This is a genomic window from Pseudomonas sp. MWU12-2029 (assembly GCF_023242425.1).
In the GTDB taxonomy this organism is placed as follows: domain Bacteria; phylum Pseudomonadota; class Gammaproteobacteria; order Pseudomonadales; family Pseudomonadaceae; genus Aquipseudomonas; species Aquipseudomonas kribbensis.
This window is the reverse complement of record NZ_JALJDY010000010.1, coordinates 168,427-194,442: the sequence shown is the minus strand read 5'-3', so window position 1 is coordinate 194,442 and position 26,016 is coordinate 168,427. Positions and strand designations below refer to the sequence as shown.

16 protein-coding genes are annotated in these 26,016 nt (G+C 63.3%); 13 read left to right on the top strand and 3 right to left on the bottom strand.

Translation table 11 applies throughout. From position 1 onward, the window contains the following. The first annotated feature begins 82 nt into the window (after positions 1–82). Both M5B44_RS23645 and M5B44_RS23640 read left to right on the top strand, forming a co-directional pair. Positions 83–1,192, top strand: a complete 1,110-nt coding sequence (locus M5B44_RS23645) for a substrate-binding domain-containing protein (RefSeq protein ID WP_248740672.1) — start codon at positions 83–85, stop codon at positions 1,190–1,192. Between the two features lie 198 nt (positions 1,193–1,390). Beyond that, a complete protein-coding gene (locus M5B44_RS23640) occupies positions 1,391–13,891 on the top strand; it encodes a filamentous hemagglutinin family protein (protein ID WP_248740671.1) in 12,501 nt (4,166 codons plus the stop codon). Between the two features lie 49 nt (positions 13,892–13,940). Here the strand turns inward: M5B44_RS23640 and M5B44_RS23635 are convergent, their stop codons facing one another. The 3 genes from M5B44_RS23635 to M5B44_RS23625 all read right to left on the bottom strand — a co-directional run bounded on the left by M5B44_RS23635 (position 13,941) and on the right by M5B44_RS23625 (position 15,612). Beyond that, complete coding sequence (locus tag M5B44_RS23635) at positions 13,941–14,177, bottom strand: type II toxin-antitoxin system RelE/ParE family toxin (protein WP_240789134.1); 237 nt, start codon at positions 14,175–14,177, stop codon at positions 13,941–13,943. Between the two features lie 37 nt (positions 14,178–14,214). Continuing rightward, positions 14,215–14,409: a stability determinant gene (locus M5B44_RS23630; protein WP_248740670.1), complete on the bottom strand. Its 195-nt coding sequence runs from the start codon at positions 14,407–14,409 to the stop codon at positions 14,215–14,217. A gap of 255 nt (positions 14,410–14,664) precedes the next feature. Beyond that, positions 14,665–15,612, bottom strand: a complete 948-nt coding sequence (locus M5B44_RS23625) for a transporter (RefSeq protein ID WP_248740669.1) — start codon at positions 15,610–15,612, stop codon at positions 14,665–14,667. Positions 15,613–15,823: 211 nt separating this feature from the next. Between M5B44_RS23625 and M5B44_RS23620 the strand changes: the two genes are divergently transcribed. From M5B44_RS23620 to M5B44_RS23570, 11 genes are all read left to right on the top strand, one after another. Further along, a complete protein-coding gene (locus M5B44_RS23620) occupies positions 15,824–16,858 on the top strand; it encodes an AraC family transcriptional regulator (RefSeq protein WP_085710145.1) in 1,035 nt (344 codons plus the stop codon). Positions 16,859–16,914: 56 nt separating this feature from the next. Next, complete coding sequence (locus tag M5B44_RS23615) at positions 16,915–17,802, top strand: Dyp-type peroxidase (RefSeq protein ID WP_115078166.1); 888 nt, start codon at positions 16,915–16,917, stop codon at positions 17,800–17,802. A 9-nt stretch (positions 17,803–17,811) separates the two neighbouring features. Next, a complete protein-coding gene (locus tag M5B44_RS23610) occupies positions 17,812–18,780 on the top strand; it encodes a Gfo/Idh/MocA family protein (RefSeq protein WP_248740668.1) in 969 nt (322 codons plus the stop codon). A gap of 95 nt (positions 18,781–18,875) precedes the next feature. Further along, the gene (locus M5B44_RS23605) at positions 18,876–19,628 is read left to right on the top strand and encodes a GntR family transcriptional regulator (RefSeq protein WP_248740667.1); all 753 of its coding nucleotides are present in this window, start codon (positions 18,876–18,878) and stop codon (positions 19,626–19,628) included. Then, complete coding sequence (locus M5B44_RS23600; RefSeq protein ID WP_248740666.1) at positions 19,625–21,355, top strand: fumarate reductase/succinate dehydrogenase flavoprotein subunit; 1,731 nt, start codon at positions 19,625–19,627, stop codon at positions 21,353–21,355. The genes M5B44_RS23605 and M5B44_RS23600 overlap by 4 nt, the downstream gene beginning before the upstream one ends. 25 nt (positions 21,356–21,380) lie before the next feature. Continuing rightward, on the top strand, positions 21,381–21,626 hold the full coding sequence (locus M5B44_RS23595) for a ferredoxin family protein (RefSeq protein WP_007959413.1): 246 nt from the start codon (positions 21,381–21,383) through the stop codon (positions 21,624–21,626). Positions 21,627–21,736: 110 nt separating this feature from the next. Further along, positions 21,737–23,140, top strand: a complete 1,404-nt coding sequence (locus M5B44_RS23590; protein WP_248740665.1) for an ABC transporter substrate-binding protein — start codon at positions 21,737–21,739, stop codon at positions 23,138–23,140. A gap of 2 nt (positions 23,141–23,142) precedes the next feature. Further along, positions 23,143–23,925, top strand: a complete 783-nt coding sequence (locus tag M5B44_RS23585) for an ABC transporter permease (protein ID WP_248740664.1) — start codon at positions 23,143–23,145, stop codon at positions 23,923–23,925. Then, positions 23,925–24,773, top strand: coding sequence for an ABC transporter ATP-binding protein (locus tag M5B44_RS23580; protein ID WP_248740663.1), 849 nt, complete (start codon positions 23,925–23,927; stop codon positions 24,771–24,773). Before M5B44_RS23585 ends, M5B44_RS23580 begins: the two co-directional genes overlap by 1 nt. Next, a complete protein-coding gene (locus tag M5B44_RS23575; RefSeq protein WP_248740662.1) occupies positions 24,770–25,732 on the top strand; it encodes a HEAT repeat domain-containing protein in 963 nt (320 codons plus the stop codon). The genes M5B44_RS23580 and M5B44_RS23575 overlap by 4 nt, the downstream gene beginning before the upstream one ends. Beyond that, entirely contained in the window at positions 25,729–26,007 is a 279-nt protein-coding gene (locus M5B44_RS23570; RefSeq protein ID WP_248740661.1) for a DUF971 domain-containing protein, read from the top strand. Before M5B44_RS23575 ends, M5B44_RS23570 begins: the two co-directional genes overlap by 4 nt. Positions 26,008–26,016: the final 9 nt, after the last annotated feature.

Here is a 26,016-nt window from a genome sequence, read left to right as displayed (position 1 = left end):
AAGGTCAGCGGTGAGTCCTCCCAGTGTCATTCAAGCAATCCGAAAACCTGTGTTCCCAACCTAGTTGAAAAGGAGATTCTTCATGTTCAAGCGCACTCTGATCGCAGCTTCCCTGACCGTCGCTGCCCTGGCTTCCGCCCAGGCCATGGCTGCCAACGTAACCGGTGGTGGCGCGACTCTGCCTGCCGCTCTGTACAAAGGCTCTAGCAACAGCATCCTGCCAGCCAACTTCACCTACGCCGGCACCGGTAGCGGCACTGGCAAGACCGCTTTCCTGACCAACAACTCGGCTCTGTTCAGCGCCACCGGTTCGGTACACTTCGCCGGTAGCGACTCGATCCTCAGCGCCTCGGAAATCAGCACCTACAACACCAACTTCGGTGCTTCGTACGGCCCGCTGATCCAACTGCCATCGGTCGCCACTTCGGTCGCCATCCCTTACAAAAAGGCCGGCCAGACCGCTCTGAACCTGACCAGCCAACAGCTGTGCGACGTGTTCTCGGGTACTGCAACCACTTGGGGTCAACTGCTGGGCAACTCCGATGCCACCCCGGTTCGTGTGGTTTACCGCACCACTTCCAGCGGCACTTCGGAAATCCTCACCCGTCACCTGAACAACGTCTGCAACACCAAGTTCTCGGTCAACTCGACCTTCGCCAACTCGCTGCTGCCAGCCGGTACCGCGTTGCCATCGAGCTTCGTCGGCGTTGCCAACACTGCTGACGTCGCTGTTGCGGTGAACGCGGTTGACGGTTCCATCGGTTATGTCGGTCCGGACGGCGTGAACGCCAGCAGCAACGCTGTGGTATCGCGCGTCAACGGCGTGCAGCCGACCCCGGGTAACGTGACCACCGCGCTGTCTTCGGTTGCCTTGCCAACCACACCGTCCAACCCTGCCCAGTGGGCACCGGTTGTCGCCAACCCATCCAGCGGTTACCCGATCGCTGCCTACACCAACCTGATCTTCGGCCAGTGCTACAAGGATGCAACCGTGGCCGCTGACATCAAATCCTTCCTGACCACTCACTACAGCGTGCCGGGCAACGCTGCAGCGACCATCAGCCACGGCTTCAGCGTTGTTCCGACCAACTGGAAAAACGCCGTTACCGCCAACTTCATCACCAACACCAGCGGCAACAACCTGGACATCAACAACGCCAGCGTGTGCAACGCTATCGGTCGTCCTTTGTAAGCTTCGCGTTAACCCGCAACACGAATGGCAGCCCTTCGGGGCTGCCATTTTTTTTGCTCGTCACGGATGGCCGGGGCGGGCAATTACACCTCAATCATGAAGTTTGTGTGACATCGGTTCGGTCGCGTCCCTCGCCAACCGCCTATGTCGTAACAGCAGGTTGTCGCCGACCTGCGGCAATCAAAAGGACTCGTAGTGATGCTCGCTCGCCCATCCCGTCGCCGTACCCGCGTTCAGTCGTTAAAACGTGATGCCATAGACCCGGCGCTGTGGCTGCTCAAGCCATTGGCCCAGGCCGTGGCGTTGTGTCTGGTGGCGGGCGGTGCGCAGGCGCAGACGGCGTTCAGTTCGAACTGGTTCGCGGCCAAGGGCGCTGCGCAGCAAGCGGCGGCAGCCCGCCCGAGCAGCGGCGGGTTGCCGGGCATGACCCCGCCGCTGGCGCAGCAACAGCGGGCCAACCAGCAGTTGCAGCGTTCGATACAGACCTTGAACAACACGGTCGCGGCGATTGCCGCGCAACAAGCGGCGCAGGCGGCAGGTCGCGCAGCGGCGCTGGGTTCGGTGCAGGTGGTGCCGGACGGTCTGGGCGCCGGCGGTCTGCAAGTCGATAACAGCCTCGCGCAAGGCTGGCAGAACGCCAAAGGCCCGCAGCAGACCCAGGCCGACGGCAAGACCAACGTGCGCATCGAGCAGACCGCCGACAAGGCGATTCTCAACTGGGAAACCTTCAACGTCGGGCGCAACACCACTGTGGAATTCGCCCAGCAGGCCAATTGGGCGGTGCTCAACCGGGTCAATGATCCGGCTGCGCGTCCGAGCCAGATCCAGGGCCAGATCAAGGGCGCCGGCACGGTGATGCTGATCAACCGCAACGGCATCGTGTTCAGCGGCAGCAGCCAGGTCAACGTGCGCAACCTGGTGGCCGCCGCGGCGAACATCACCGACATTCAGTTCCGTGACCGGGGCCTGTATTTCGACAGCAGCGGCAGCCAGCCGACCTTCACCGACGCTGCCGGCAAGGTGCTGGTCGAGCGCGGCGCATCGATCCAGACCGCCGGCCCCGCGACGTCCACCGATGCCGGTGGCTACGCACTGTTGCTCGGCAGCGAAGTGCAGAACGACGGCAGCATCAGCACCGCCAAGGGCCAGACCGTGCTCGGTGCCGGTGACCGCTTCTACATCCGCAAAGGCTCGGGCACCGAGGGCAACGGCTTCTCCACGACCTTCGGCAGCGAAGTGATTCCCGGCTTCAACAGTGGCAGCAGTGCCGGCAAGGTCAGCAACAACGGCTTGATCCAGGCCGCCACCGGCGACATCACCCTGACCGGACACGATGTCGTGCAGAACGGCGTGCTGCTGGCCAGTACTTCGGTGGCCACGCGCGGCACCATTCACCTGCTCAACCCGGCGACCGATACCAGCGGCAGTGTCACGCTGGGGCAGGGCAGTGCCACGGCGATCATGCTCGACAGCAGTGATATGACCGCACTCGACAGCCAACAAAAAGCCGCGCTGACCGGTGTCGGCCCCAACAACAAGGTGCGCAGCGATCAGTCGCGCATCGAGATTCAGAGCGGTGGCAGTGTCGAGTTCCAGACCGGCTCGATCACCCTCGCCACCGGCGGCCAGGTGGCCGTGGCGGCAGGGCGACGCAGTCTGGTGCGCGACGGGGCGCTGATCGATGTGTCCGGGGCCATCGGCGTGAAAGTCGCGATGGAATCCAACAACATCAAAATCAACGTCCAGGGCAATGAGCAGCGCGACGCGTCGGTCAACCGCGAAAAAGGTGCGCTCAACAGCAATGACGTCTGGGTCGATGTGCGTGAGCTGGTGTATGTACCGGCGGGCACCAACGGCTATGCGACGGATCGCTGGTACACCGCCGGTGGCTTGCTTGAGGTCGGCGGCTATCTCGGCACTCAGGGCCACAGTATCGGCGAGTGGATGGCCCAGGGGGGCGCGGTGAGTTTTGCCGGCAACGATGTGGTCACCGAGAAGGGCTCGTTGATCAATCTGTCTGGCGGCACGCTCGATGTGCAGAGCGGCGAGATCCGCCAGAGCTGGTTGCGTGGCGCCGACGGGCGCTTGTACGAAGTCTCGCGGGCACCGGGGGACATGCTCTACACCGGCCTGTACAAAGGCTATGAAGACAACAGCGAACGCTGGGGGCAGACCAGTTATTACTACAGCCCGTTGATTGCCCCGCGATCGCGCCGTGAGTCCGGCTATACCGTGGGTCGCGATGCCGGGCAACTGGTGATCGGCACGACCAATGCGGTGCTCGACGGGCAGCTGCTCGGCGAGGTGTATCAGGGCGAGCGCCAGACCCAGGCGCCGCGTGCGCCTCTGGATGGCTATGCACAGAGCCAGACTGCGCTGGCGCGTCGCGCACAGCTGATCGTCGGCAGCTATGACCCGGCGTATGTGGCGGCGGCCGGCGGCCTGTTGTACGGGCTGAACCCGTTGCTCGATCAGGTGCAGATCGGTGGCGAACCGATGCTCGCCGGCGTTGACCGGGATCTGCTGACAGCGGTCTCCGACGCACGCAAGGGCAAGCTGTTCCTCGACGCCGGACAACTCAACGGCTTCAGGCTCGGGACCTTGAAGGTCGCGGCCAAGGATCGCATTACCCTGGACGCCGCGTTGCAGGTCGATGCCGGTGGCGAGATCACCCTGTACGGGCCGGATGTCCAGGTCAATGCCGACCTGAGTGCCCGTGGCGGCAGTATCCGCCTGGGCAACGTGCTCAATCAGTTGCAGACCAGCAGCGTTACCGACACCCGAATCACCCCGGCCGCTGGCCATCCGGAACGGGTCACCGTGGCCCATGGCGTGCAACTCGATACCCGCGGGCTGTGGAGCAATCAACGCACCAACCCCGACGACGCGGCCAGTCTGGCCTGGCTGGATGGCGGGTTGATTTCGATCCGCAGCAGCGGCGACATCGATATCCAGAGCGGCAGCCTGCTCGATGTGTCGTCCGGCGGGGCGATCCTGGCCAACGGCAAGACCCGTGGCGCCAAGGGCGGCAGTGTCACGCTGGAGTCGGCAGCCAACAGTGCCGCCGGCACTTCGCAACTCAATCTTGATGGCGAGTTGCGCGGCTACGGCGTGACGGGTGGCGGTACGTTGTTGGTGCAGGCCAGCAAAGTGATGATCGGCGCGGCTGACGAAGCGCCGGCGAAGTCGACACTGCAACTGGCGCCGAGCCTGTTCGGTAAAGGCTTTTCGGCCTACAGCGTGATTGGCCTGAACGGCCTCGAAGTGGCCCGCGACACGCAGATCGATGTGACCACACCGGTCTATCGTTTTACTGACGATGCTGCGAACCGGGTCAGTGGCGGCGATCCGCGCACGGCGCTGGAACTATGGACACCGACGCTGTATCAGGAGAACCCGACCAAAGCGCTGTTGACCCAACGTGCCGGCGCCAGCCTGTCGTTGCAGGCCGGTCCCACCCTCGTGGGGCTGATCGATCCGGGCAACGCCACACTGACCCTCGGCACGGGTTCACGCCTGAGCGTCGATCCTGGGCAACGCATCAATTTGCGCGGGGCGGGGCAGATCACCGTTGACGGTACGCTGCAGGCCTGGGGCGGCACGATCGATATTCGCCAGCAGCAGTTCGGCAACATTGACCCGGCCCAGAGCCAGCAGGAAGCGCCGATACAGGCGCACAACCGCTCAATCTGGATCGGTGAGCACGCGGTGCTCGATGTAGCGGCGCGCGCCGCCACGGCTGTCGATGCCTTGGGAAGGGTGTACGGCCAGGTCGGCAAGGGCGGCAGCATCGTCATTGGCGGTGAAATCGATTCGAAGAAGGCCACCGCGACATCGGCCGACGCGTATGTGATCGTGCGCCAGGGCGCGCGTCTTGACGCCTCGGGCACCCAGGCGGTGCTGGACATTGCCGGGCAGGGGCCGACCACGGTTGCCACCGACGGCGGGCGGATTTCCCTGAGTTCCTACAACGGCCTGTTCATCGACGGCGACCTGCGCGCCGCAGCCGGTGGTGCCGGCGCCGGTGGCGGACGGCTGGACATCGCCCTGGAAACGCCGCTGTATCGCATCAATACCGCCAGCAACGAGGTCCGGCGGCCACGGGAAATCATCATCGGCCAGGGCGCCGGCAAGACCACCCTGGCGGCCGATCTTGCACCCGGTGACGCCGCGCCCATGCTGACTTACGGCAGTGCCCGGCTGAGTGCCGATGCCTTGATGGCCGGCGGCTTCGATCATCTGGGCCTGCTGAGCAATGGCCTGATTTCGTTCGATGGCGACGTCAATCTGCATCTGAATCAGAGTCTGAGCCTGTACGCCGGCGCGATTTCCCTGGCCGAGGGTTCGAGCGGCAATGCGCGGATCAATCTGTCTGCGCCTCATCTGCGGTTGCTGGGGCCGGGCGCGTATTACGACTCCAGTGCCTTTATCCGCCCTCGGGTCATGCATGCGCCGACGCCCGACGTCTCGGCGGCGCAGTTCACCGCCAGCGCCGACCTGCTGGATATTGGTAACAGCCTGTCGTTCGGCACCAAGGGCAATATCCTGCAACTCGGTGCGCCGGCCCTTGAAGTCGGTCGCCGCAGCTTTGCCGACGTCACGCTGGCCAGTCAGGGCGACCTGCGGTTCATCGGCTCTTCCACGCAAACCTATGCCGACCTGTGGACGGCGGGTGACTTGAACCTCGGCGCCGCACAGATTTATCCCGTAAGCGGGATTCACGCCCGAGTGCGCGCCGGCTTCCACCAGCAGACCGATCCGAGCGATGGCACCTTGCGCATTTTCGCTCAGGGTGGCGTCCCGGCGGCACTGCCTTACTCGGTGTTCGGCGAGTTGATCCTCGCCGCCAGCCACATCGAACAAGGCGGGGTGGTGCGGGCACCGCTTGGCCTGATTACCCTGGGTGAGAGCAGCAAGTCGGTGCAGACCCGTGAGGTTACGTTGTTGCCCGGCAGTCTCACGTCGGTCAGCGCCGCCGGACTGGTCATGCCTTATGGCGGCACGACCGACGGCATCGATTACCGCTATAACGGCAGCCCGGTGGTGTTGAAGGGCATCGTCGGCACCACGGCCGGGGTGACCGTGCAGTCGCAGTACCTGGATGTCGCGCAAGGCGCGGTGATTGACCTGTCGGGCGGGGGGGATCTGCGCGGCGCCGGTTTCGTCTCCGGGCGTGGCGGTTCCACCGATGCCCGCTATAACCCGCTGGTGCGCAATGCCGCTGACGGCACGTTCAGCCTGCCGGGCCTGGGGAGCAACCCGGTCTACGCAATCCTGCCGGGCAATCAGAGTGTCTATGCCCCGGTGGTCGCCGAGGCTGGCGCAGTCGATCCGCGCATCGGTCAACAGGTCACGATCGGTGCGGGTGTGCCGGGTTTGCCGGCCGGCACCTATACCTTGCTGCCTTCGACATTCGCCTTGCTGCCCGGGGCGTTCCGGGTCGAGGTCAACGGCCAGGCGACGCCGGCGGCCATGGGGGGCGCGCTGCAGATGCGCAATGGTTCATGGACCAGCAGCGGCCGGATGTCGATTGCCAATACCGGCGTGCGTGACAGTCTGCCGAGCACGCTGACGCTGACGTCGGCCGATGTGCTGCGCCGCTACTCGCAATACAACGAAACCAGCTACAGCCAGTTCATCACCAGTGATGCGGCGCGGCGTGGAATACCACGGGCACTGGCACCGATGGATGGCAAAACCCTGAGTCTGAATCTGGAGCATGGTGAAAAGCCTGCCATTGCCCTGGATTTCAACGGCCAGGTGTTGTTTCAGCCCGCCGAGGGCGGCGTTACGGGCACGGCCGTGGTACGCGAACAGTCCATCGGCGTGCTCGAAGTGCTGGGCGCAGGCCATGAGCCGACGCCGGGTTTTCAAGGTGTCTCGCTGTATGCCGACAGCCTCAACCGTCTGAATGCCGGACGTCTGGCCATCGGCTCGGCTCCGAGCGTGGACTACGGCGCTGGCGGCAATATCGTGACCTTCGTCAACGGCGGCTCAAGCACCGACATTTTCTTGCGTGAAGGCGCGATCCTCTCGGCGCCGGAAGTCATGTTGCGCACTCAGAACACCCGCGGCGGCATTACCGTCGAGGCCGGGGCGGGGATCAATACCCTGGGGCGCGGCGATGTCTCGTTCGACTCCACCGACGGCTTTGTCTACCAGCCGGGGAAAGCCAGCCTGCTGCTGGTTTCCAATGGCTGGAACAGCGTGTTGGCGCCGGAGAAAGCCGTCGACTTGACCGGTGCCGGCAGTATCCATATCGGCACCTGCACGCTGGCGCCGTGCAGTAATCCGGCCATCCTGTATTCCAACGGCAGTATCAGCGCTGCCACCGACAACCACTTCGAACTTGATGAGGCGGTGCGTTTCGGCACCCGCCACCTGACCCTGGCGGTCGGCGCGGTCAATATCGGCAATACACAAGCCCTGGTCGATGCGGCGGGACGCGTGCCGGTCGGTCTGACCCTCAGCCAGAACGTGCTCAATCGCTTGCTGCAGGGCGACACCCAGTTCGGGGCACCGGCCCTGGAGTCGCTGAACCTGACCGCTCGCGACTCGTTCAACTTCTTTGGCACCACCACGCTCGATACGCTGGACCCGCAAACCGGCCAGAGCAAACTGCAGAATCTGATCCTGACGACCCCGGCGATCTACGGCCAGGGCGGCAGCCAGGATGTAGCCACCTTGCGCACCGCCAATCTGACCTGGAACGGTGCCACTCAGGCGCCGGGAGCCGTGGTCAGTGGTGGCGCCGGCACCGGACAGGGAACCCTGCAGGTTGAAGCGCAGCGGATCGAATTCGGCTACGGGCCGAATCCGCAGCCCAGCGGCCTGGATCAGAACGATCGTCTGGCGCTGGGGTTTGCCAACGTCAATCTCAGCGCCAGCGAGCGCATCACCGCCAATCACAAGGGCAGTCTTGCGGTGTATCAGGAGCAGGGCGCATACGACCCGGTCAAGGGCTATGCCTACAGCGGCGGCAACCTCACGTTGCGTACGCCGTTGCTGACCGGTGAAGCGGCTTCGATCAACGCGCTCAAGGCGGGCAATAACCTGACCCTGACCGGCAGCGCCACCGGCGCGGCAGCCGATGCGCTGGGCGCGGAATTGACCCTCGATGCACGCAATGTTGTCCTCGACAGCCGGATTGCGCTGGCCAGCGGCAAACTGGTGGTCAAGGCCGAGAATGACCTGACCCTGACCGGCAATGCACAGCTGGATCTGGCCGGGCGTACCTTGCCATTCAACGACGTCAACAAATACAGCTGGGGCGGTGACGTATCGCTCTTCAGCAACAGCGGCAATATCCGTCAGGCAGCCGGTTCGCGCATCGACCTGTCGGCGCAGAACAATCAGGCCGGCAACCTCAGCGCGGTGGCGCTGGGGGCGGGCGCCGGGGTGGTCGATCTGCAAGGCCAGATCCTCGGCGCCAGCAGCGGTCATTACGATGCCGGTGGCACCTGGGTGCCGTACAAGGCCGGGGGCGTGGAGATTCGTGCGCAGCAGCTGGGCGGTGATCTGAATCAGCAATTTGCCGCGCTCAACCAGCGCTTGAACGACGGCCAGGTGTTCGGCAGCCGCAGCTTCCAGTTCAAACAGGGCGATCTGTTGATCGGCGATGGCCTGCGCGCCGGCGAGGTCAATGTCTCCCTGGACAATGGCCATCTGAGCGTGGCCGGTACTATCGATGCCAGTGGTGAGCGGGTCGGCAGCATTCGTCTGTCCGGCAAAAACGGTTTGACCCTGGGCGGCAGTTCGGTCCTCGATGCTCACGGTCGAGTGCTGCGGGTCGACAGCTACGGCAAGATCATCGATGCGCCGAACCGGGCGATGGTAGAGCTCGATTCCGGTGCGGGCGTGCTGACGCTGGCCTCCGGCGCGCGGATCGATTTGCGCCACGGCACCGATGCCGCGTTGGGCAATCTGCCCGGACAAAACGATGGTCGTGCACGGGGCACCCTGGAGCTGAACGCGCCGCGTCTGGGTGTCGGTGATATCGCGATTGATGCCAATGGCGCACTGAGCATCCAAGGCGCTCGCTCCATTGGCCTCAACGCCGTGCGCCGCTACACGGATGCCCGCGACGGCGTTGATCCGGCAGCGAGCGGCCGCCCGTATCAGGTGATTGATCAGGCGTTGTTCGATCGGATTCATGGCGACAGCGACGCCTTCATCAACGCGGCACTGGGCAACAATGACCTGCTGCAACGCAAACTGGCAGGGTTGAACAACGCGACCTACCGCGATGCCTTCCATCTGCGCCCGGGCGTGGAAATCGTCAGCAAGACCGCCGACGGCGATCTGCTGGTCGAAGGCGATATCGACCTGTCGCGCTATCGCTACGCCAGCCTCAACCCGCACACGCAAAGAACTGCGCTGTATGGCTCCGGTGAGTCGGCAAGTCTGGTGATGCGGGCCGGTGGCAACCTCGATATCTACGGCAGTATCAACGACGGTTTCGCGCCGCCGCCGGAAACCGTGGATGACGCAGGCTGGAAACTGCTGCCGGGCGTGCAGCCGTTCGGCGGCGATCTGATCGTGCCGGGCAGCGGCGTGACGCTGGCCGAGGGTACGCTGTTCCCGAGCGGCACGACCTTGAACTACGACTTGCCGATTCAGGCGGCCACCTTCGCCAGCGGCACACTGTTGCCGACCCAGGCGATTCTGGCCGGTGCGTACACCTTGAATGCCGGCAGCGTATTGTCCGCCGCCATCCACGACTCGGCGGGCAATTTGCTGTACGCGGCCGGCACTCTGCTCACACAGGACGTGACCTTGCCGATCGGCAGTCGCCTGGGCGCCGGCACCCGCTTGAACACGGCCACTGCACTGCAAGCCCTGCGCTGGCCCAAAGGCGTGCCGCTGCCGGGCACGCTCGGTGCGGATAACGTGCTTGGCGGGGTCAAATTGAGCGGTGCGCTGGCGCTGCTGCGTGGCTCGCTGATTCCGTCGATGACCGATGTGGTGCTGGCTGACGGTACGGCTTTCATTGAACTGCGCGGTTACACCAACACCACTCAGCAGGGTCGTAACTGGGCCGTGGCGAGCATGTTGCCGGCGGGCAGCACGTCGTGGTCGATGCGTCTGGTAGCCGGCTCCGACCTGGATGCCGTCGACAGCCGCGCACTGAAACCGCTGACCAGTGACGGCAACCTGCGTCTGGCCGATACCCACTACGGCTTGAAAGTGACCGAGAAAAAACTCGATACGACCTGGGTCGACGGCAACCCGATGGGTTATCCGGAAGGCACGGTGGTCAGCGATGATGAACTGTATTTGTGTGACGTGTTCCCCGGCGCCTGCCTGTTGCCGGCCAAGTTCCTCTGGGCGCCGGACAACATTGCCGGGATGCCGGCGGGCACCCCGGTGGCCGAAGCCGACCTGTGGTGGTGTGATGCGGATCCGTTTTCCTGCGCACCGAACAAGGGCGGCATCAGCACCACGACTCACTCGCAGATGTTCAGCGTGTTGCGCACCGGCACCGGCGATCTCGACCTGTTGGCAGCCGGCAACCTGAGCATGGACTCGCCGTTCGGGGTTTACACCGCCGGCACTCAATCGAGCGACGTCGATCCGCGCTACAACCTGCGCCGTGGCACCTTGACCGACAACGGTTCGGTGCTGGGGAGCCAGGGCGCCGATTATGAAAAATGGGTCAACGGCGGTAGCGACAGCCTGTATCAGGCGTGGTATCCGCAGGGGGGCGGCAACCTGACGATCAATGCCGGCGGCTCGGTGTCCGGTGACGCCGTGGGCCGTCGCAGCCTCAACCCCCTGGCCAAGCTTCGCGAGCAGGTTGCCAGTGTCTCGGTGGGCAACTGGCTCTGGCGCCAGGGCACCGGCAACAGCGATGTGCCGACTGCCTGGTGGATCAACTTTGGCAGTTATGCGACCCAACCCCTACCGGATCAGGGTACCGATAGCGGCCCTTATCTGGTCGGCTTCACGGGTTTTGGTGCGCTGGGTGGCGGCAACGTCAGCCTGCGCGCCGGCGGCGACGGCGGCATGCTCCGGCCGTTGGGCGATACCGGGTTGAACCCGCGCAGCCAAGGCTTGATCGTTGCGGTCGGCAGCACCGGACGGGTCGGCAGCGACGGCAGCCTGCAATTGACCGGTGGCGGCGACATGGATATCCGCATCGGCGGCACGCTCAACCCGTCGCGGCAAGCAAGCACAGGGCAGAACGGCAATGGCTCACCGAACCATGATTTGCAGGGTGCCTTGATCAACCTGCGCGGCGCGGCGCAGTTGTCAGGCGGGGCGCTCGGCGCGATCAACCTGCAATACGGTGCGGCACCGGCGTTGCAGGATGCGCGCGAAACCCGGGCCTTCGACCCGTTCACCTCGACCTTGGGCGTTGCTACCGGTGGTCTGGTATTGATCCCGGGTGACTCGGGCATGCGCCTGAGCACCCGTGGCGATCTGGTGCTCGGTGGCGCGGCGGACCCGGGGCGTGTGCGTCTGCAAAACAGCACGCCGTTCACCGATGCCGCCGGCGTCGTGCATGGCGGAGGCGGGCTGGCGGGCTTCTCGCTGTGGACCGATCACACCGCCATCGATCTGTTTTCAGTCGGGGGCAATCTGACTCCAAGCACCCAGTTGGCCGAGACCAGCACCCAGGGGCCGTTGACGAATCGCAACAGCTCGCCGAGCGATCTGCGCTTTGTCTACCCGTCGATCTTGCGCGCCGTGGCCGGTCAGGGTTCGATCTATGCCGGCACGTCTGCGGTGTCTGTCTCCAGCGCGTATCCAGCTGCATCGGCTTATTCGCTGGTGCTGGCACCTTCAACCGCTGGCCAACTGGAGATGCTGGCCGGCGACTCGATCTACGCCGGCGGCTATGCCATTGATCAGTCCGGCGCCAGCCGGGCGGCCATCGCCACGCCGTTCGCGCCGGCGTTCAGCGGCTATGCGCAATACGGCAGCAGTAAGCCGCTCCTGAGCAATTACAGCGTTGATGGCGTGGCACCGAGTCAGAACCTGAGTTATCCGTTGTTTGCATTTGGTGCCGACACGTATTCGGGCACCAGCGGTGTGCAGGCACCGGCACGTTTTTACGCATTGGCTGGTGATCTGGTCGGTGTGCGCAGCGGTGAAACCTTGCGCTTCAGCAATTCACTGCGCACCTGGTATGTCGCGGCTGCGCCCGTGTGGATGCTGGCCGGGCGCGATATCGTCGCGGCCGGCACCGACCTGGGCAAACCGACTGCTGCGCCGTCGGATCTGGGCTGGAACGGCGAAACCATTGCCTCTTCGGGCAACCTGTTCGTCCACAACGGTGCGCGTGATGTTTCGCGGGTCTCGGCGGGGCGCGACATTCTCTACAGCAGCTTCGACATCACCGGCCCCGGCCTGCTCGACATCAATGCCGGGCGCAATATCCTCATGGAAGATCGCGCGAGCATCACCAGCCTCGGGCCGATTGTGCAGGGCGACAGTCGACCCGGCGCCAGCGTCGTGTTGCAGGCCGGCATCGGTGCACAAGGTGCGGATTACGGACGTTTCATCGCCCGTTACCTGAGCCGGGACAATCTCGCTGACGCGAACCTGTCCCTTGCCGCGCAACCTGGCAAAGTGGTGAAAAACTACCTCGGTGAACTGCAAAGCTGGCTGACCCTCGGCTACGGCTTCAGCGGCAGTGAAGAACAGGCCAGAACCTTCTTCGCTGCGCTGCCAAGTGCCGAACAAGCGATCTTCGCCCGCCAGGTGTACTTCGCCGAACTGCGTGCCGGTGGCCTGGAGTACAACCAGGTTGGCGGCCCACGCAAAGGCAGTTACCTGCGCGGTCGCAACGCCATTGCTTCGCTGTTCCCGACCACCGATGTGGCCGGCAATGCGATCCGCTATGACGGCGATATCACGATGTACGGCGGAGCGGGGGTGAAAACCCTGTTCGGCGGCGACATCCAGATGCTCACGCCGGGCGGCGGTCAGGTGTTCGGCATCGAGGGCGCGGCGCCGCCGTCCACGGCCGGCATCATCACCCAGGGCTCGGGCAACATTCAGCTCTACTCCGAGGGCAGCATTCTGCTGGGGCAGAGCCGGATCATGACGACGTTTGGTGGCTCGATTCTCGGCTGGTCCGCCAAGGGCGACATCAACGCCGGTCGCGGCTCGAAAACCACCGTGGTCTACACGCCGCCGAAACGCGTGTACGACACCTGGGGCAACGTGACCCTGTCACCATCGGTGCCGAGCACCGGCGCCGGTATCGCCACGCTCAACCCGATTGCCGAAGTGGCACCGGGGGACATCGACCTGATCGCACCGCTGGGCACCATCGATGCGGGCGAGGCGGGGATTCGTGTCTCGGGCAACGTCAACATCGCCGCGCTGACGGTGGTCAACGCCGCCAACATCTCGGTGCAGGGCAAGGCGACCGGTGTGCCGGTGGTCTCGGCGGTCAATACCGGGGCGATCACCTCGGCCAGTTCCGCCGCGTCATCGGCGACCCAGGCAGCAGAAGACGTCGCCCGTCAGCAGCAAGCCGCGTCGCGCCAGAACCAGGCCTCGGTGTTCACCGTGCAGGTGCTGAGCTTCGGCAACGAGCAACTGGCCCCGACCCGCGACGGCGCGAGCCGTGCACCGACGCCGGGCTACAACCCCAACAGCCCGGTGCAGGTGCTGGGCGCCGGGGTGCTGGATGAACAGGCGAAACAGCAGCTGACCGAGGAGGAGCGGGGGCAGCTGACGTTGTAAAAGGACTCTCGTGTAGTACGCTTCGGGCGGCCATTTGGCCGCCCTTTTTTTAGGTTGATGAGGTTCGTGGGTATTGTCGTCGGGTGTGGACTAACGTCAGTATTTTGATGCGCCCGTTCACTCGATAGACCAGCAGATAGTTTGGATTGACCACCATTTCCCGAGTGCCTGGCACTCGACCGGACCGGTAACCATAAGGGATTGATGAAAGCCTTTGCGTTGCTGCACCAACCTTGTGCTGCAGAGCCGTTGAAGCGTTTGAGTTGTATTGTTCAACGTAATCGATAATGTCAGCCAGATCGTCCAGAGCTTGTTCGCTCCATTCAAGCGGCAGCGCGTCGATTCTTGCGTCTCTCTTCTAATAGTTGGTCGAGCCGCATCATGGCTTCTTCATGGGGAATGCCCGGATTAGGATCATCCAGTGCCTCCTGCACCTTGGCACGAAACCAGCGATCGTAGCTCTCTGCCTCTTCTTCGGAGTCGAAGTCAGCGTAAAACGGGGAATGCAATATGCTCATAGTGATCTCCGTGATCAATTTCAGCAGTCTAAGGGGGGAAGGGCCCATTGTCGTCACTGGCAGACGATGCACCCCATGAGCCCTTGAGGAACCATGAGGTAGCGGGACCCAGTATCTGCAAGTCCCCCCTTTCAAATCTGCAGGACGTTTCCCTCCGTTGTCCGGCAATCTCGACCGCCGTTGTAGGCCTATTCCACCCCAGTGTTTTTCAGGTTTTCCGGCTACACATTCAGGCGCGTTTTCCTACAAATGCGCTCAAAACGCATAGGGAATACTCACCTTCGCCCACAACATATCGCCCTCCGGCCGGTTCTCCACGTCGAACTCCCTGGCCCAGCGGATTTCCGCACTGGCGTACTTGAGAAAGGTGAAGTGCAGCGCCGGGCCGATGGCGAACACCTTGCCGCGTACGCCGTCGTCAACGTCCTGGCCGGCGAACTGCACGGTGTGGCCGAACTGTTTGTCGTCGGTGGTCTGCTTGAGGTAATAGCCATTGACGCCGAGCATCAGGTCGTCGGTGATCTTGTAGCTGGCGGAGTAATCGAAGTGGAAGATCTGCCCGGACTTGTAGTCGGTGTCCTTGTTTTTCTCGTTGAAGCTGTAGGTGGTCTTCATCGAGACTTCGGTCTTGTCCGTCGGCAGCCAGGTGAAGGAGAACAGCGGCTTGTAGGTGTAAAAGTTGTTGCTGGTGTTGGCCAGCCGGTCGACGCTGTATTCGCCGGTGGGCACGGTGATTTCCACGGCGGCGCCGAGCGTCAGGTTCTTGCCCATGTCCCACAGGATGATCGGGGCGATGGTGGTATCGCCCATGCCTTCGCGGGTGTCGCTCTGGCCGAACACCGAGACTTCCTGCTTCAGCCACGGCTGGGCGATGTAGCCGGCCAGGCGTCCGCCGAACACCCGCACCGGGCTCAAGTAGTCGATGCGCGGGATGACCGCCGTGGATTCGATCTCGACATTCGGAACCTTGCCGCCGAACGAGCTGATGTTCAGCTTGGTCGCCTTGTAATGGTTGTAGTAGAGGTTGAAGGCGACCATGTTCTCGGGAAGGCTGTCGACCTCCAGCGGCAGCATGAAGAAGCCGTCGGTGCCGGGGCCGATGTTGTCGACGCCGGCTTCGGTGGCCAGCACCGGCAGGGTGGTGGCGCAGCCGAGCAGGCTCAGCGCCAGTCGCACAGGGAATGTCGCGCGGTTCGGGGTCATGTCCGTCCTCATTATTATTGTGTTTGGGCGCACCGCCGGCGCGCAGGACGCCCGGCCACTATAGAAATAAGCCCTTGGCGCACGCCGGGGCAGGGTATTGGCGGACACGGAAGGGGGCTTCTGCGGACACTTCATCAACCCTGTGCTAACTTCCTTCGACATAACCGGTAACAAAAATAACAATTCAGCGTGATCCGGAATGTCAGCCCCCATGAACGCAAAACTCCAAGACCCCACCTTCGATCTGGCGCTGGTGTCGCCATTTCTGCTGCAGACCCTGGCCGAAGTCGCCGCGAACAAGGGCATCGAGCCGCAGAGCCTGTGCCGTGGCTTGGGTTTTGACGTCGAGGATCTGCAGGATCCGTCGCAGCGGATTTCCTATCGCCAGGCCGTGGCCATGATCCAGCGGGCGCTCAAGGCCTTGCCCAATCAGGGGCTGGGGCTGTGGGTCGGTGCGCAGAACGTACTCGGTACGCTGGGTTTGCTCGGGCATGTGCTGTCGCTGTGCAAGAACCTGCGCGATGCGTTCGAGCTGGGCATTCGCCATCAACACACGTCCGGCGGCATCGTGGTGATCAGCGTGGATGTGGTGGGCGAGCAGGTGTACGTCGATGTGGAATGTCGCCTGCCGTTCGCTGAGGTGCAGATATTCGCCGTCGAAGAGTTTTACGCCAGCCTGCTGGTCTACGGCCGGGCGCTGGTGGGCGAGACGTTCAAGCCGATTGCCGTGGAATTCGTCCACGCGGCACCGGATTACGTCGATGAATACCGGCGGCTGCTGGGGCCGGACGTGCGCTTCGGCTGCCTGCACAACCGCATGCTGATCGATGTGCAATGGCTGGATGTGAACCTGCCCAACCACCATTCGCTGGCGTTGCGTCAGGCAGTCAAACTGCTGGAGCTGGAAGCCGCGCAGGTGCATCAGAAGCTCGATCTGATCCAGGCCGTGGAGCGCGCCATTGCCCGGGACCTGAGCCGGGGCAGCCACATCGAAAAGATCGCCGGTGATCTGAACATGAGCAGCCGCACCTTGCGCCGGCGGCTGACCGAGCACTCACTGACTTTCGAGGCACTGCTGGAGCAGGTGCGGCAGGCGCGCACCATGAGTTTGCTGGCCAATCCCGACATGCCCATCGAACGCATTACCGAGGAAGTTGGCTATAGCGACGTGCGCAGTTTTCGTCGGGCGTTCAAGCGCTGGACCGGCAAAAGCCCGAGCGCGTGGCGCAACGAGTGTGTCATCTGATCCCCCACAAACTCTCCGGCTACAGTTAAACTCCGCGCTCTTTCCAAGGAGTCGACATGAGTTACTACCAGCCGGGCATCCTCGCCACCCCAGTTCCGCCACAAGCACGTCACCTGTTTTTCGCCCTCGAGTCGGTTGAAGCGCTGCCGCAGGCGATCGACAACCTGCTGAACCTGGTGGACGGCAAGTCGGCGGTGGTCGGTTTCGGTGAATCCCTGGCCAAGGCCCTGAATGTGAACATCGACGGCCTGCGCAGCTTCCCTGCGCTGACCGGCGTCGGCGTGGAAAACCCGTCGACCCAGCACGCCCTGTGGGTCTGGCTGCACGGTGTTGACCGTGGCGATCTGCTCAACCGCAGCACCGCGCTTGAGGCCGCACTGGCCCCGGCGCTGCGTCTGGTACAGATGCAGGAAGCCTTCCGCCACAAGGACGGCCATGACCTCACCGGTTATGAAGACGGCACCGAAAACCCGCATGACGAAGCCGCCATCGCCGCCGCACTGCAAAGTGAAGGCGCCGAAGGTCTGGTCGGTGGCAGCTTCGCCGCGATCCAGCAGTGGCAGCACGACCTCAAGGGTTTCCATGCGTTGTCCGCCGAAGACAAGGACAACATCATGGGCCGTCGCCTGAGCGACAACGAAGAGATCGACGACGCCCCGGTGTCCGCCCACGTCAAGCGCACCGCCCAGGAAAGCTTCGCCCCGGAAGCCTTCGTCGTGCGCCGTTCGATGCCGTGGATCGAAGGCGATCGCGCCGGTCTGATGTTCCTGGCGTTCGGTTTCTCCCTCGATGCCTTCGAAGCGCAACTGCGCCGCATGAGCGGTCTGGAAGATGGCATCACCGACGGACTGTACCGCATCAGCCGGCCGATCACCGGCGGCTACTACTGGTGCCCGCCGCTGCAAAACGGCCACCTCGACCTGCGCGCACTGCGCATCGGCTAAGGCGTGACGATGAACGTGGTGCGCTGGGGCATGATCGGTTGCGGCAGTGTCGCTGAACGCAAGAGCGGGCCGGCCTTCTACAAGGCGCCCGGCTCGGCGTTGGTGGCGGTGATGGGGCGACGCCTCGAAGCCGTGAGCGATTATGCGGCGCGCCACGGGATCGCCCGGACTTACACCGACGTTGATGCCCTGATCAACGACCCCGAGGTGGACGCGGTGTACATCGCCACGCCACCCGACAGTCACCACGCCTATAGCCTGAAAGTCGCCGCTGCCGGCAAGCATTGCTGCGTGGAAAAACCCATGTCGCTCAACGCCGGTCAAAGCCGCGAGATGCAGCAGGTGTTCGCCGATGCCGGTCTGCACTTGTTCGTCTCCTATTACCGCCGTTCGTTGCCGCGTTTCCAGCAGGTGCGGCAATGGCTGGAGCAGGGGCGCATCGGCGAGGTGCGGCATCTGAGCTGGACGCTGACCAAGGCGCCGTCGCCCAGGGATCTGGACGGCAGCGCCAACTGGCGCACCGATCCGGCCGTGGCCGGTGGTGGCTATTTCGCGGATCTGGCCAGCCATGGTTTCGATCTGTTCCAGTATCTGCTCGGTGACATTGTTGAAGTCGCCGGTTTCACCGCGCGTCAGGCCGGTTTGTACGCGGCGGAAGATGCGGTCAACGCCAGTTGGCGGTTTGCCTCGGGCGCGCTCGGCATGGGCTGCTGGAGTTTCGTTGCGGACCGGCGCGAGGATCGGGTCGAGATCATCGGCAGTAAAGGGCGGATCGGCTTTTCGGTGTTCGACGAGCATCCGGTCGAACTGCACACCGATGAGGACATCAGCCTGGAAATCCCCCATCACGAACACATCCAGTGGCATCACGTGCTGGGCATGAACGCGCAGATTCGTGGCGAATCACAGCATCCGGCGACCGGGGCAGAGGCCCTGAAGACCGATTGGGTCATGGACCGGATTCTCAAGCGCCACTGAAGGCGCATCTAACCTTATGCTCATTCGGTATTTCTCAAGCTTGTCATAACGTCTCTAAGATCACGTCATAACTCGTTATGACAAGTGATCCCGTGATGACCGATAACGTTCTCTCCCTCAGCAGTGTTCCTCTGCACACCCAACTGCGCGACGTGCTGCGCGCCCGGATTCTCGACGGCGAATACCCGCAAGACAGCCAGATGCCGTCCGAAAGCGAGCTCGGCACGCTGTTCAAGGTCAGCCGCATCACCGTGCGCCAGGCCCTGGGCGATCTGCAGAAAGAAGGGCTGATCTTCAAGATCCACGGCAAAGGCACCTTCGTCGCCAAACCCAAGACCTTTCAAAACGTCAGCACCCTGCAAGGCCTCGCCGAGTCCATGACCGGCCGTGGCTACGAGGTGATCAACCGCCTGCGCAGCTTCAAATTCATCGCCGCCGACAAACTGGTCGCCGAGCGTTTGCAGGTCGCCGAAGGCGAAATCGTCGCGCAGATCAAACGCGTACGGCTGATCAACCGCGAGCCGATCTCGCTGGAAATCACCTACCTGCCCAAAGCCGTCGGCGAACGGCTGGAGAAGGCTGATCTGGTGACCCGCGACATCTTCCTGATCCTCGAAAACGACTGCGGCATCGCCCTCGGCCACGCCGATCTGGCCATCGACGCGGTGCTGGCCGACAGCGACCTGACCCAGGCGCTGAACGTCGAGGCCGGCTCGCCGATCATGCGCATCGAGCGTCTGACCCACGACGCCAATGGCCAGCCGCTGGATTTCGAACACCTTTACTACCGTGGCGATGCGTTCCAGTACCGCCTGCGGATCGACCGGCAAAAAGGGGAGCAGGCATGAGTCGAACGACACTCGAACAGGAATACGACATCGTCGTGATCGGCGGCGGCACCGCCGGCCCGATGGCGGCGATCAAGGCTAAGGAACGGAACAAGGATCTGCGCGTGCTGCTGGTCGACAAGGCCAACGTCAAGCGCAGTGGCGCGATCAGCATGGGTATGGATGGCCTGAACAACGCGATCATTCCCGGCCATTCGACACCGGAGCAGTACACCAAGGAAATCACCATCGCCAACGACGGCATCGTCAATCAGGCGGCGGTGTACGCCTATGCGACGCACAGTTTCGAAACCATCGAGCAGCTCGACCGCTGGGGCGTGAAGTTCGAGAAGGACGAAACCGGCGATTACGCGGTGAAGAAAGTCCACCACATGGGCGCCTATGTGCTGCCGATGCCGGAAGGGCACGACATCAAGAAAGTCCTGTATCGCCAGTTGAAACGCGCACGGGTCAGCATCACCAATCGCCTGGTCTGCACCCGTTTGCTGACCGACGAGGAGGGTGCCGTCAACGGTGTGATGGGGTTTGACTGCCGCACCGCCGACTTCCACGTGATCAAGGCCAAAGCCGTAATCCTCGCCTGCGGCGCTGCCGGGCGCCTCGGTCTGCCGTCCTCGGGTTACCTGATGGGCACCTACGAAAACCCGACCAACGCCGGCGACGGCTATGCGATGGCATATCACGCCGGGGCGGAACTGGCGAACCTCGAGTGCTTCCAGATCAACCCGCTGATCAAGGATTACAACGGCCCGGCCTGCGCCTACGTCACCGGCCCTTTGGGTGGCTACACCGCCAACAACAAGGGTGAACGCTTCATCGAGTGCGACTACTGGAGCGGGCAGATGATGTGGGAATTCCACCAGGAACTGGAAAGCGGCAATGGCCCGGTGTTCCTCAAACTCGATCATCTGGCCGAGGAAACCATCCAGAACATCGAGGAAATCCTGCACAGCAACGAGCGCCCGAGCCGTGGCCAGTTCCACGCCAATCGCGGCACCGATTACCGCACGCAGATGGTCGAGATGCACATCTCGGAAATCGGCTTTTGCAGCGGCCATTCGGCGTCCGGGGTGTGGGTCAACGAGCGCGCCGAGACGTCGGTGAAAGGCTTGTACTCGGCCGGCGACATGGCCGCCGTGCCGCACAACTACATGCTCGGCGCGTTCACCTACGGCTGGTTCGCCGGGCATAACGCGGCGGAGTTTGTTGCCGGGCGCGAGTTCTCCGCGCTGGATGCCGAGCAGATCGCGAAGGAAAAGGCCCGGGTCTACGCACCGCTGGATCGCGAACACGGCCTGCCGCCGGCCCAGGTCGAGTACAAGCTGCGACGCTTCGTCAACGACTACCTGCAACCGCCGAAAGTGACCAAGAAAATGGAAATCGGCCTGCAACGCTTCAGCGACATCGAACGCGATCTCGACGAGATGAAGGCCAACAACGCCCACGAATTGATGCGTGCGATGGAAACCAGCGTGATCCGCGACTGCGCCGAAATGGCCGCACGGGCCTCGCTGTTCCGCGCCGAAAGCCGCTGGGGCCTGTACCACTACCGCGTCGATCACCCGCAACGGGACGACCGCGAATGGTTCTGCCACTGCCACCTGAAGAAGGGCGAAGACGGACGCATGACCAGTTTCAAGAAAGCCGTCGAGCCTTACATCATCCCGCTCGATGCCGAGGAAATGCAGGCTTACGACCGTCTTCGGGTCGGCGCTTTCGCCGCTTGAGGCATCACTAGAGAGAGTCCGAACCATGGCCTATCAAGCCCAGGAAATCTTCTTCCGCTCCAACGCTCCCGTCACCGTGGACGAGGACAAATGCATCGCCGAAAAGGGCTGCACCGTGTGCGTCGACGTCTGCCCGATGGACCTGCTGGCGATCAACCCGGCCACGCAAAAGGCCTACATGGCCTTCGATGAATGCTGGTACTGCATGCCTTGCGAAAAGGACTGCCCGACCGGCGCGGTGAAAGTCGAAATCCCGTACCTGCTCCGCTAAAACGCTATCCGGCAACACCGGACGCCCGATTCAAGACACCCCTCGTTTCCCACCGCGCCCTGATCGCGGCGGAGACGAACATCCTAAAAATGATTCGAGGGGATTTAACCATGTTGCGTGCAGCAATCGCCGGTCTGGTACTGGCTTCGTTCACCCTGTCGGCCTCGGCCGAAACCATCCGCATTGCCATCGGCACCCAGGACACCACCATCAACTGCGCCGCCGGCGGTTTGTTGATCCGCGAGCTGGGCCTGCTCGACAAATACTTGCCCCACGACGGCGCCTACAAGGACGCCAAATACGACGTGCAGTGGAAGAACTTCACCAGTGGCGCACCGCTGACCAACGAAATGGTCGCCGGCAAACTCGACTTCGGCGCCATGGCCGATTTCCCCGGTGCATTCAACGGCGTGGCGTTCGAAACTGCCGGCAAGCACAGCCTGTTCATCAGCGTGTTGTCGGGGAGTATCAAGGGCAGCGGCAACGGCATCGTGGTACCGAGTGCGTCCGGCGTGCAGTCGCTGAGCGAGCTCAAGGGCAAGACCATTTCCGTGCCGTTCGCCTCCACCGCCCACGGCATGTTGCTGCGCGCCGTGGCCGAGCAGGGCTGGGATCCGCTCAAGGATGTGAACATCATCGCTCAGCCGCCGGAGGTCGCAGGATCCGCGTTGCAGGCCGGAAAGATCGACGCCCATGCCGACTTCGTGCCTTTTGCCGAACTGTTCCCGAGCCGTGGCTTCGCCCGCAAGATCTACGACGGCGCCCAGGCCAATGCGCCGACCTTCCACGGTGCGCTGGTCGATCAGGCCTACGCGAAAAAGTACCCGGAAATCGTCGTCGCCTACCTGCGCGCAAGCATCGAGGCCAATCAACTGCTGGCCGCCGAACCGGAGAAATACAGCGAACTGATCGCCAAGGTCACCGGCGTCGATGCCGAGGTCAATTACCTGTTCCACGGCCCGCTGGGCGTGCAGACCCGCGACCTGAGCTGGAAACCGGAATATCGACAGGCTGTGGGCACCGCCATCGACACGCTGAAGCTGCTTAAGAAGGCCGATCGCGGGCTCGACCTGAATACCTTTATCGACGATCAGTACATCCGCGCAGCGTTCAAGGCCTCGAATCTGGATTACACCGCGCAACTGGCCAACTACGCGCAGACGCCGTTGAAGTCTGTTGATGCGGTGACTGGAAAAGCCATTTCTGATTTCAGCCATGTTGCGGAAATCTGGGTGCGAGGTGAGGACAAGGTTCGTCGCTATGCCTCGGCTGAAGAGGCGTTTACTGCATTGGCCGGCCTGAAGTCGGAAGGCAAGAGCATACGGGCGGTGTATGCCCAGGCGAGTGACAGCGGGATCAAGTTGCTGGCGGAGCAGGCCTGGTTTGCCAGTGATGGAAAGGGGCGCCTCAGTGCGTTTTTGCTCAAGGGGCAGGCGCAGCAGTTTGCTTCGGCGCAGGGTGGCAAGGTGTTTGATTTCACTGATGCCACCGCGCAGGCTGTGGTCAGTCGCTAATCATGAAAATCTCAAAAGGACGCTGGATATCAAGAGCAGCTTCACTGCTGCTCTGCCTGCTCTTCTGGCAACTCGCCGCCAGCCACCACTGGAACCTCGGCCTGGTCACCTTCGCCAACGTGCCAACCCCGCTGGCCGTGATCGAAGCCGCATTGGGCCTCGGCGACTCCGGCAAGCTCCTCCAGCACCTGAGCGCCAGCCTCGGCCGGGTCTTCGCCGGCTACCTCGCAGCGCTGGTGATCGGAATCGCCCTGGGCCTGGCCATCGGCCGTTCGAAATGGGCCGAAGACCTGCTGCTGCCGCCACTGGAAGTGCTGCGCCCGATCCCGGCCGTGGCGTGGATTCCACTGGCGATCCTGATGTTCCCATCCTCCGAACTGTCGATGGTCTTCATCACCTTCACCGGCGCGCTGTTCCCGATCCTGCTCAACACCGTGCATGGCGTCGAAGGTGTCGATCCACGGTTGATCGCCTCGGCCAAAAGCCTCGGGGCAGGGCGCCGGGCGATCCTGCTGGAGGTGATTCTGCCGGGCGCCGCGCCGAGCATCATCACCGGGCTCGCCATCGGCATGGGCACGTCATGGTTCTGTCTGGTGACCGCCGAAATGATCTCCGGCCAGTTCGGCATCGGTTATTACACCTGGGAGTCCTACACCATCCAGAACTACGCCGACATCGTGGTCGGCATGTTGCTGATCGGCGTGTTGGGCATGGGCAGCAGCCTGCTGATCAAACGCCTGGGCGGGCTGTTCACGCCCTGGCATCGACCACGAGGAAAAGCCTGATGAGCGTGATGCAAACTCCGGAAGGGCGGATCGATATCCGCCAGTTATCCATCGTCCTCGGCGAGGGCCGGCAAGCGTTCGAAGCGGTGCAGGGGCTGGATTGCCAGATCGAGCCGGGCCAGTTCGTGTGCATTCTCGGCCCGTCCGGTTGCGGCAAATCGACCTTGCTCGGCGCGCTGGCCGGTCACCTGCAACCCCATGGCGGGCAGTTGAAAGTCGATGGCGCCGAGGTGTCCGGCCCGTCACCGCAGCGCGGCATGGTGTTCCAGCATCACACGCTGTTCCCGTGGCGCACGGTGCGCGACAACGTCGCCTTCGGCCTGAAGATGCGCGGCATCGGCAAGGCCGAACGCCATCGCGCCGCTGATGAAATCCTCAAACTGGTCGGCCTCGAAGGCTTCGCCGAGCGCTGGCCGGATCAGCTCTCCGGCGGCATGCAGCAACGGGTGGAGATCGCCCGGGTGCTGGTCAACCGGCCACGGTTGTTGCTGATGGACGAACCCTTCGGCGCGCTGGATGCGCTGACCCGACTGAACATGCAGGAACTGCTGCTGGACATCTGGACGCGGATTCGCACCACCGTGGTGTTCGTCACCCATGACATCGATGAAGCGCTGTTCCTCGCCGACCGTTTGCTGGTGATGAGCGCACGGCCGGGGCGAATCATCGAAGACCTGCGTCTGGATTTCCCACGACCACGCACCACCGGACTGGTGACCAGCCACGAGTTCTCGCGCCTCAAGCGCCACTGCCTCGACCTGTTGCGCCACGACAACGAACGACCGCTGCCGCGCCTCAATCCGCTCGGTTTGCCTCCTGAAAACGCCTTGCCGAGATTTGCCCTGTGACCTCATTTTTTGCTGTGACCGAAAACGACGACATTCTTGCCTTGCAACCGCGCCTGACCGCTGATGACGCCGGGGTACGCCGGATTGCCCTGATCGATCTGGCGGACCTCGAAGAGCCGGACGGCTTGCTTTGGCTGGTCGAGCGTCTGGCCGAAGACCCGGCCGAAGAAGTGCGTGCCGAAGCGGCGCGTCTATTGGAAGCCTGGGAAGACGAGCCGGTGGTGGAAGCGCTGTGCCAGGCGCTGACGGATCCGTCCCCGGCAGTGCAAGCCGCTGCGGCGCAGAGCCTGAGCCTGCTCAAGACCGAAGCGGCGGGCAGGGTGATTCTGCCGTGGACTGCTCATGCCGAAACCAGCGTACGGATTGCCGCGTTCCGGGCCTTGCGCGAGTTGCGTTTCCCCGGCGCCGCACCCGCCGCGATTCAAGCGTTGAGCGATGCCGACGCCAGCGTGCGCCGCGAAGCCGTTGGCGTGCTCGGCTGGCTCAAACAGCTGGATGCCTTGCCGGCGCTGGCACGCTTGGCCAGCGATGACTCGGACACCGAAGTACGCCGCGCCGCCACCGGCGCCCTGGGACTGGCGAGTGGCGCAGATGTGCTGCCGGCCTTGCGTCAGGCCTTGCAGGACAACGCCTGGCAAGTACGCGAAGAAGCCGCGACCACGCTCGGTAAGGTCGGCCACACCGACGCGGGTCCGGCCCTGATCGAAGCCTTGAGCGACGATTACTGGCAAGTACGTCTGCGTGCGACTCGCAGTCTCGGGCGCCTCAAGTACGTCGCTGCACTCGACGCCTTGATCGACACCCTCGGCCATCGCATCAGCAACCTGCGCAAGGAAGCCGCGCTGGCCCTCGGCGAACTGAATGATCGCCGGGCGGTGGCGGCGTTGCAGGCCGCGCAGGATGACGGTGATCCGGAAGTGCGCAAGGCCGTGCGGATTGCCTTGAGTCAGCTGCAATGAATCCGCTGGCGATCGGCAATTCCCAAAGTGAACACCGCTTGCGGCTGAGCTGGCCGGATGGCCGCGAGCAATTGCTCGACCATGCCGAACTGCGCCGCCAGTGCCCGTGCTCGCAATGCCGGGCATTTCGCCTGCGGGGCTCGGCGCCGCTGGTGGATGATCGAGTGCGTGTGATCGAACTCAACCCCCAGGGCTACGGACTGCAATTGGTGTTCAGCGATGGTCATCAACGCGGGATCTATCCATGGCAGTACCTGGCGCAGCTCAAACCCTAGGCGCAATCA

Excerpts from the sequence above, each read along its gene's own strand:
- M5B44_RS23645 (WP_248740672.1), top strand. The coding sequence starts at position 83 with ATGTTCAAGCGCACTCTGATCGCAGCTTCCCTGACCGTCGCTGCCCTG.
- M5B44_RS23640 (WP_248740671.1), top strand. The coding sequence starts at position 1,391 with ATGCTCGCTCGCCCATCCCGTCGCCGTACCCGCGTTCAGTCGTTAAAA.
- M5B44_RS23630 (WP_248740670.1), bottom strand. The coding sequence starts at position 14,409 with ATGAGCATATTGCATTCCCCGTTTTACGCTGACTTCGACTCCGAAGAA.
- M5B44_RS23625 (WP_248740669.1), bottom strand. The coding sequence starts at position 15,612 with ATGACCCCGAACCGCGCGACATTCCCTGTGCGACTGGCGCTGAGCCTG.
- M5B44_RS23620 (WP_085710145.1), top strand. The coding sequence starts at position 15,824 with ATGAACGCAAAACTCCAAGACCCCACCTTCGATCTGGCGCTGGTGTCG.
- M5B44_RS23615 (WP_115078166.1), top strand. The coding sequence starts at position 16,915 with ATGAGTTACTACCAGCCGGGCATCCTCGCCACCCCAGTTCCGCCACAA.
- M5B44_RS23610 (WP_248740668.1), top strand. The coding sequence starts at position 17,812 with ATGAACGTGGTGCGCTGGGGCATGATCGGTTGCGGCAGTGTCGCTGAA.
- M5B44_RS23605 (WP_248740667.1), top strand. The coding sequence starts at position 18,876 with ATGACCGATAACGTTCTCTCCCTCAGCAGTGTTCCTCTGCACACCCAA.
- M5B44_RS23600 (WP_248740666.1), top strand. The coding sequence starts at position 19,625 with ATGAGTCGAACGACACTCGAACAGGAATACGACATCGTCGTGATCGGC.
- M5B44_RS23595 (WP_007959413.1), top strand. The coding sequence starts at position 21,381 with ATGGCCTATCAAGCCCAGGAAATCTTCTTCCGCTCCAACGCTCCCGTC.
- M5B44_RS23590 (WP_248740665.1), top strand. The coding sequence starts at position 21,737 with ATGTTGCGTGCAGCAATCGCCGGTCTGGTACTGGCTTCGTTCACCCTG.
- M5B44_RS23585 (WP_248740664.1), top strand. The coding sequence starts at position 23,143 with ATGAAAATCTCAAAAGGACGCTGGATATCAAGAGCAGCTTCACTGCTG.
- M5B44_RS23580 (WP_248740663.1), top strand. The coding sequence starts at position 23,925 with ATGAGCGTGATGCAAACTCCGGAAGGGCGGATCGATATCCGCCAGTTA.
- M5B44_RS23570 (WP_248740661.1), top strand. The coding sequence starts at position 25,729 with ATGAATCCGCTGGCGATCGGCAATTCCCAAAGTGAACACCGCTTGCGG.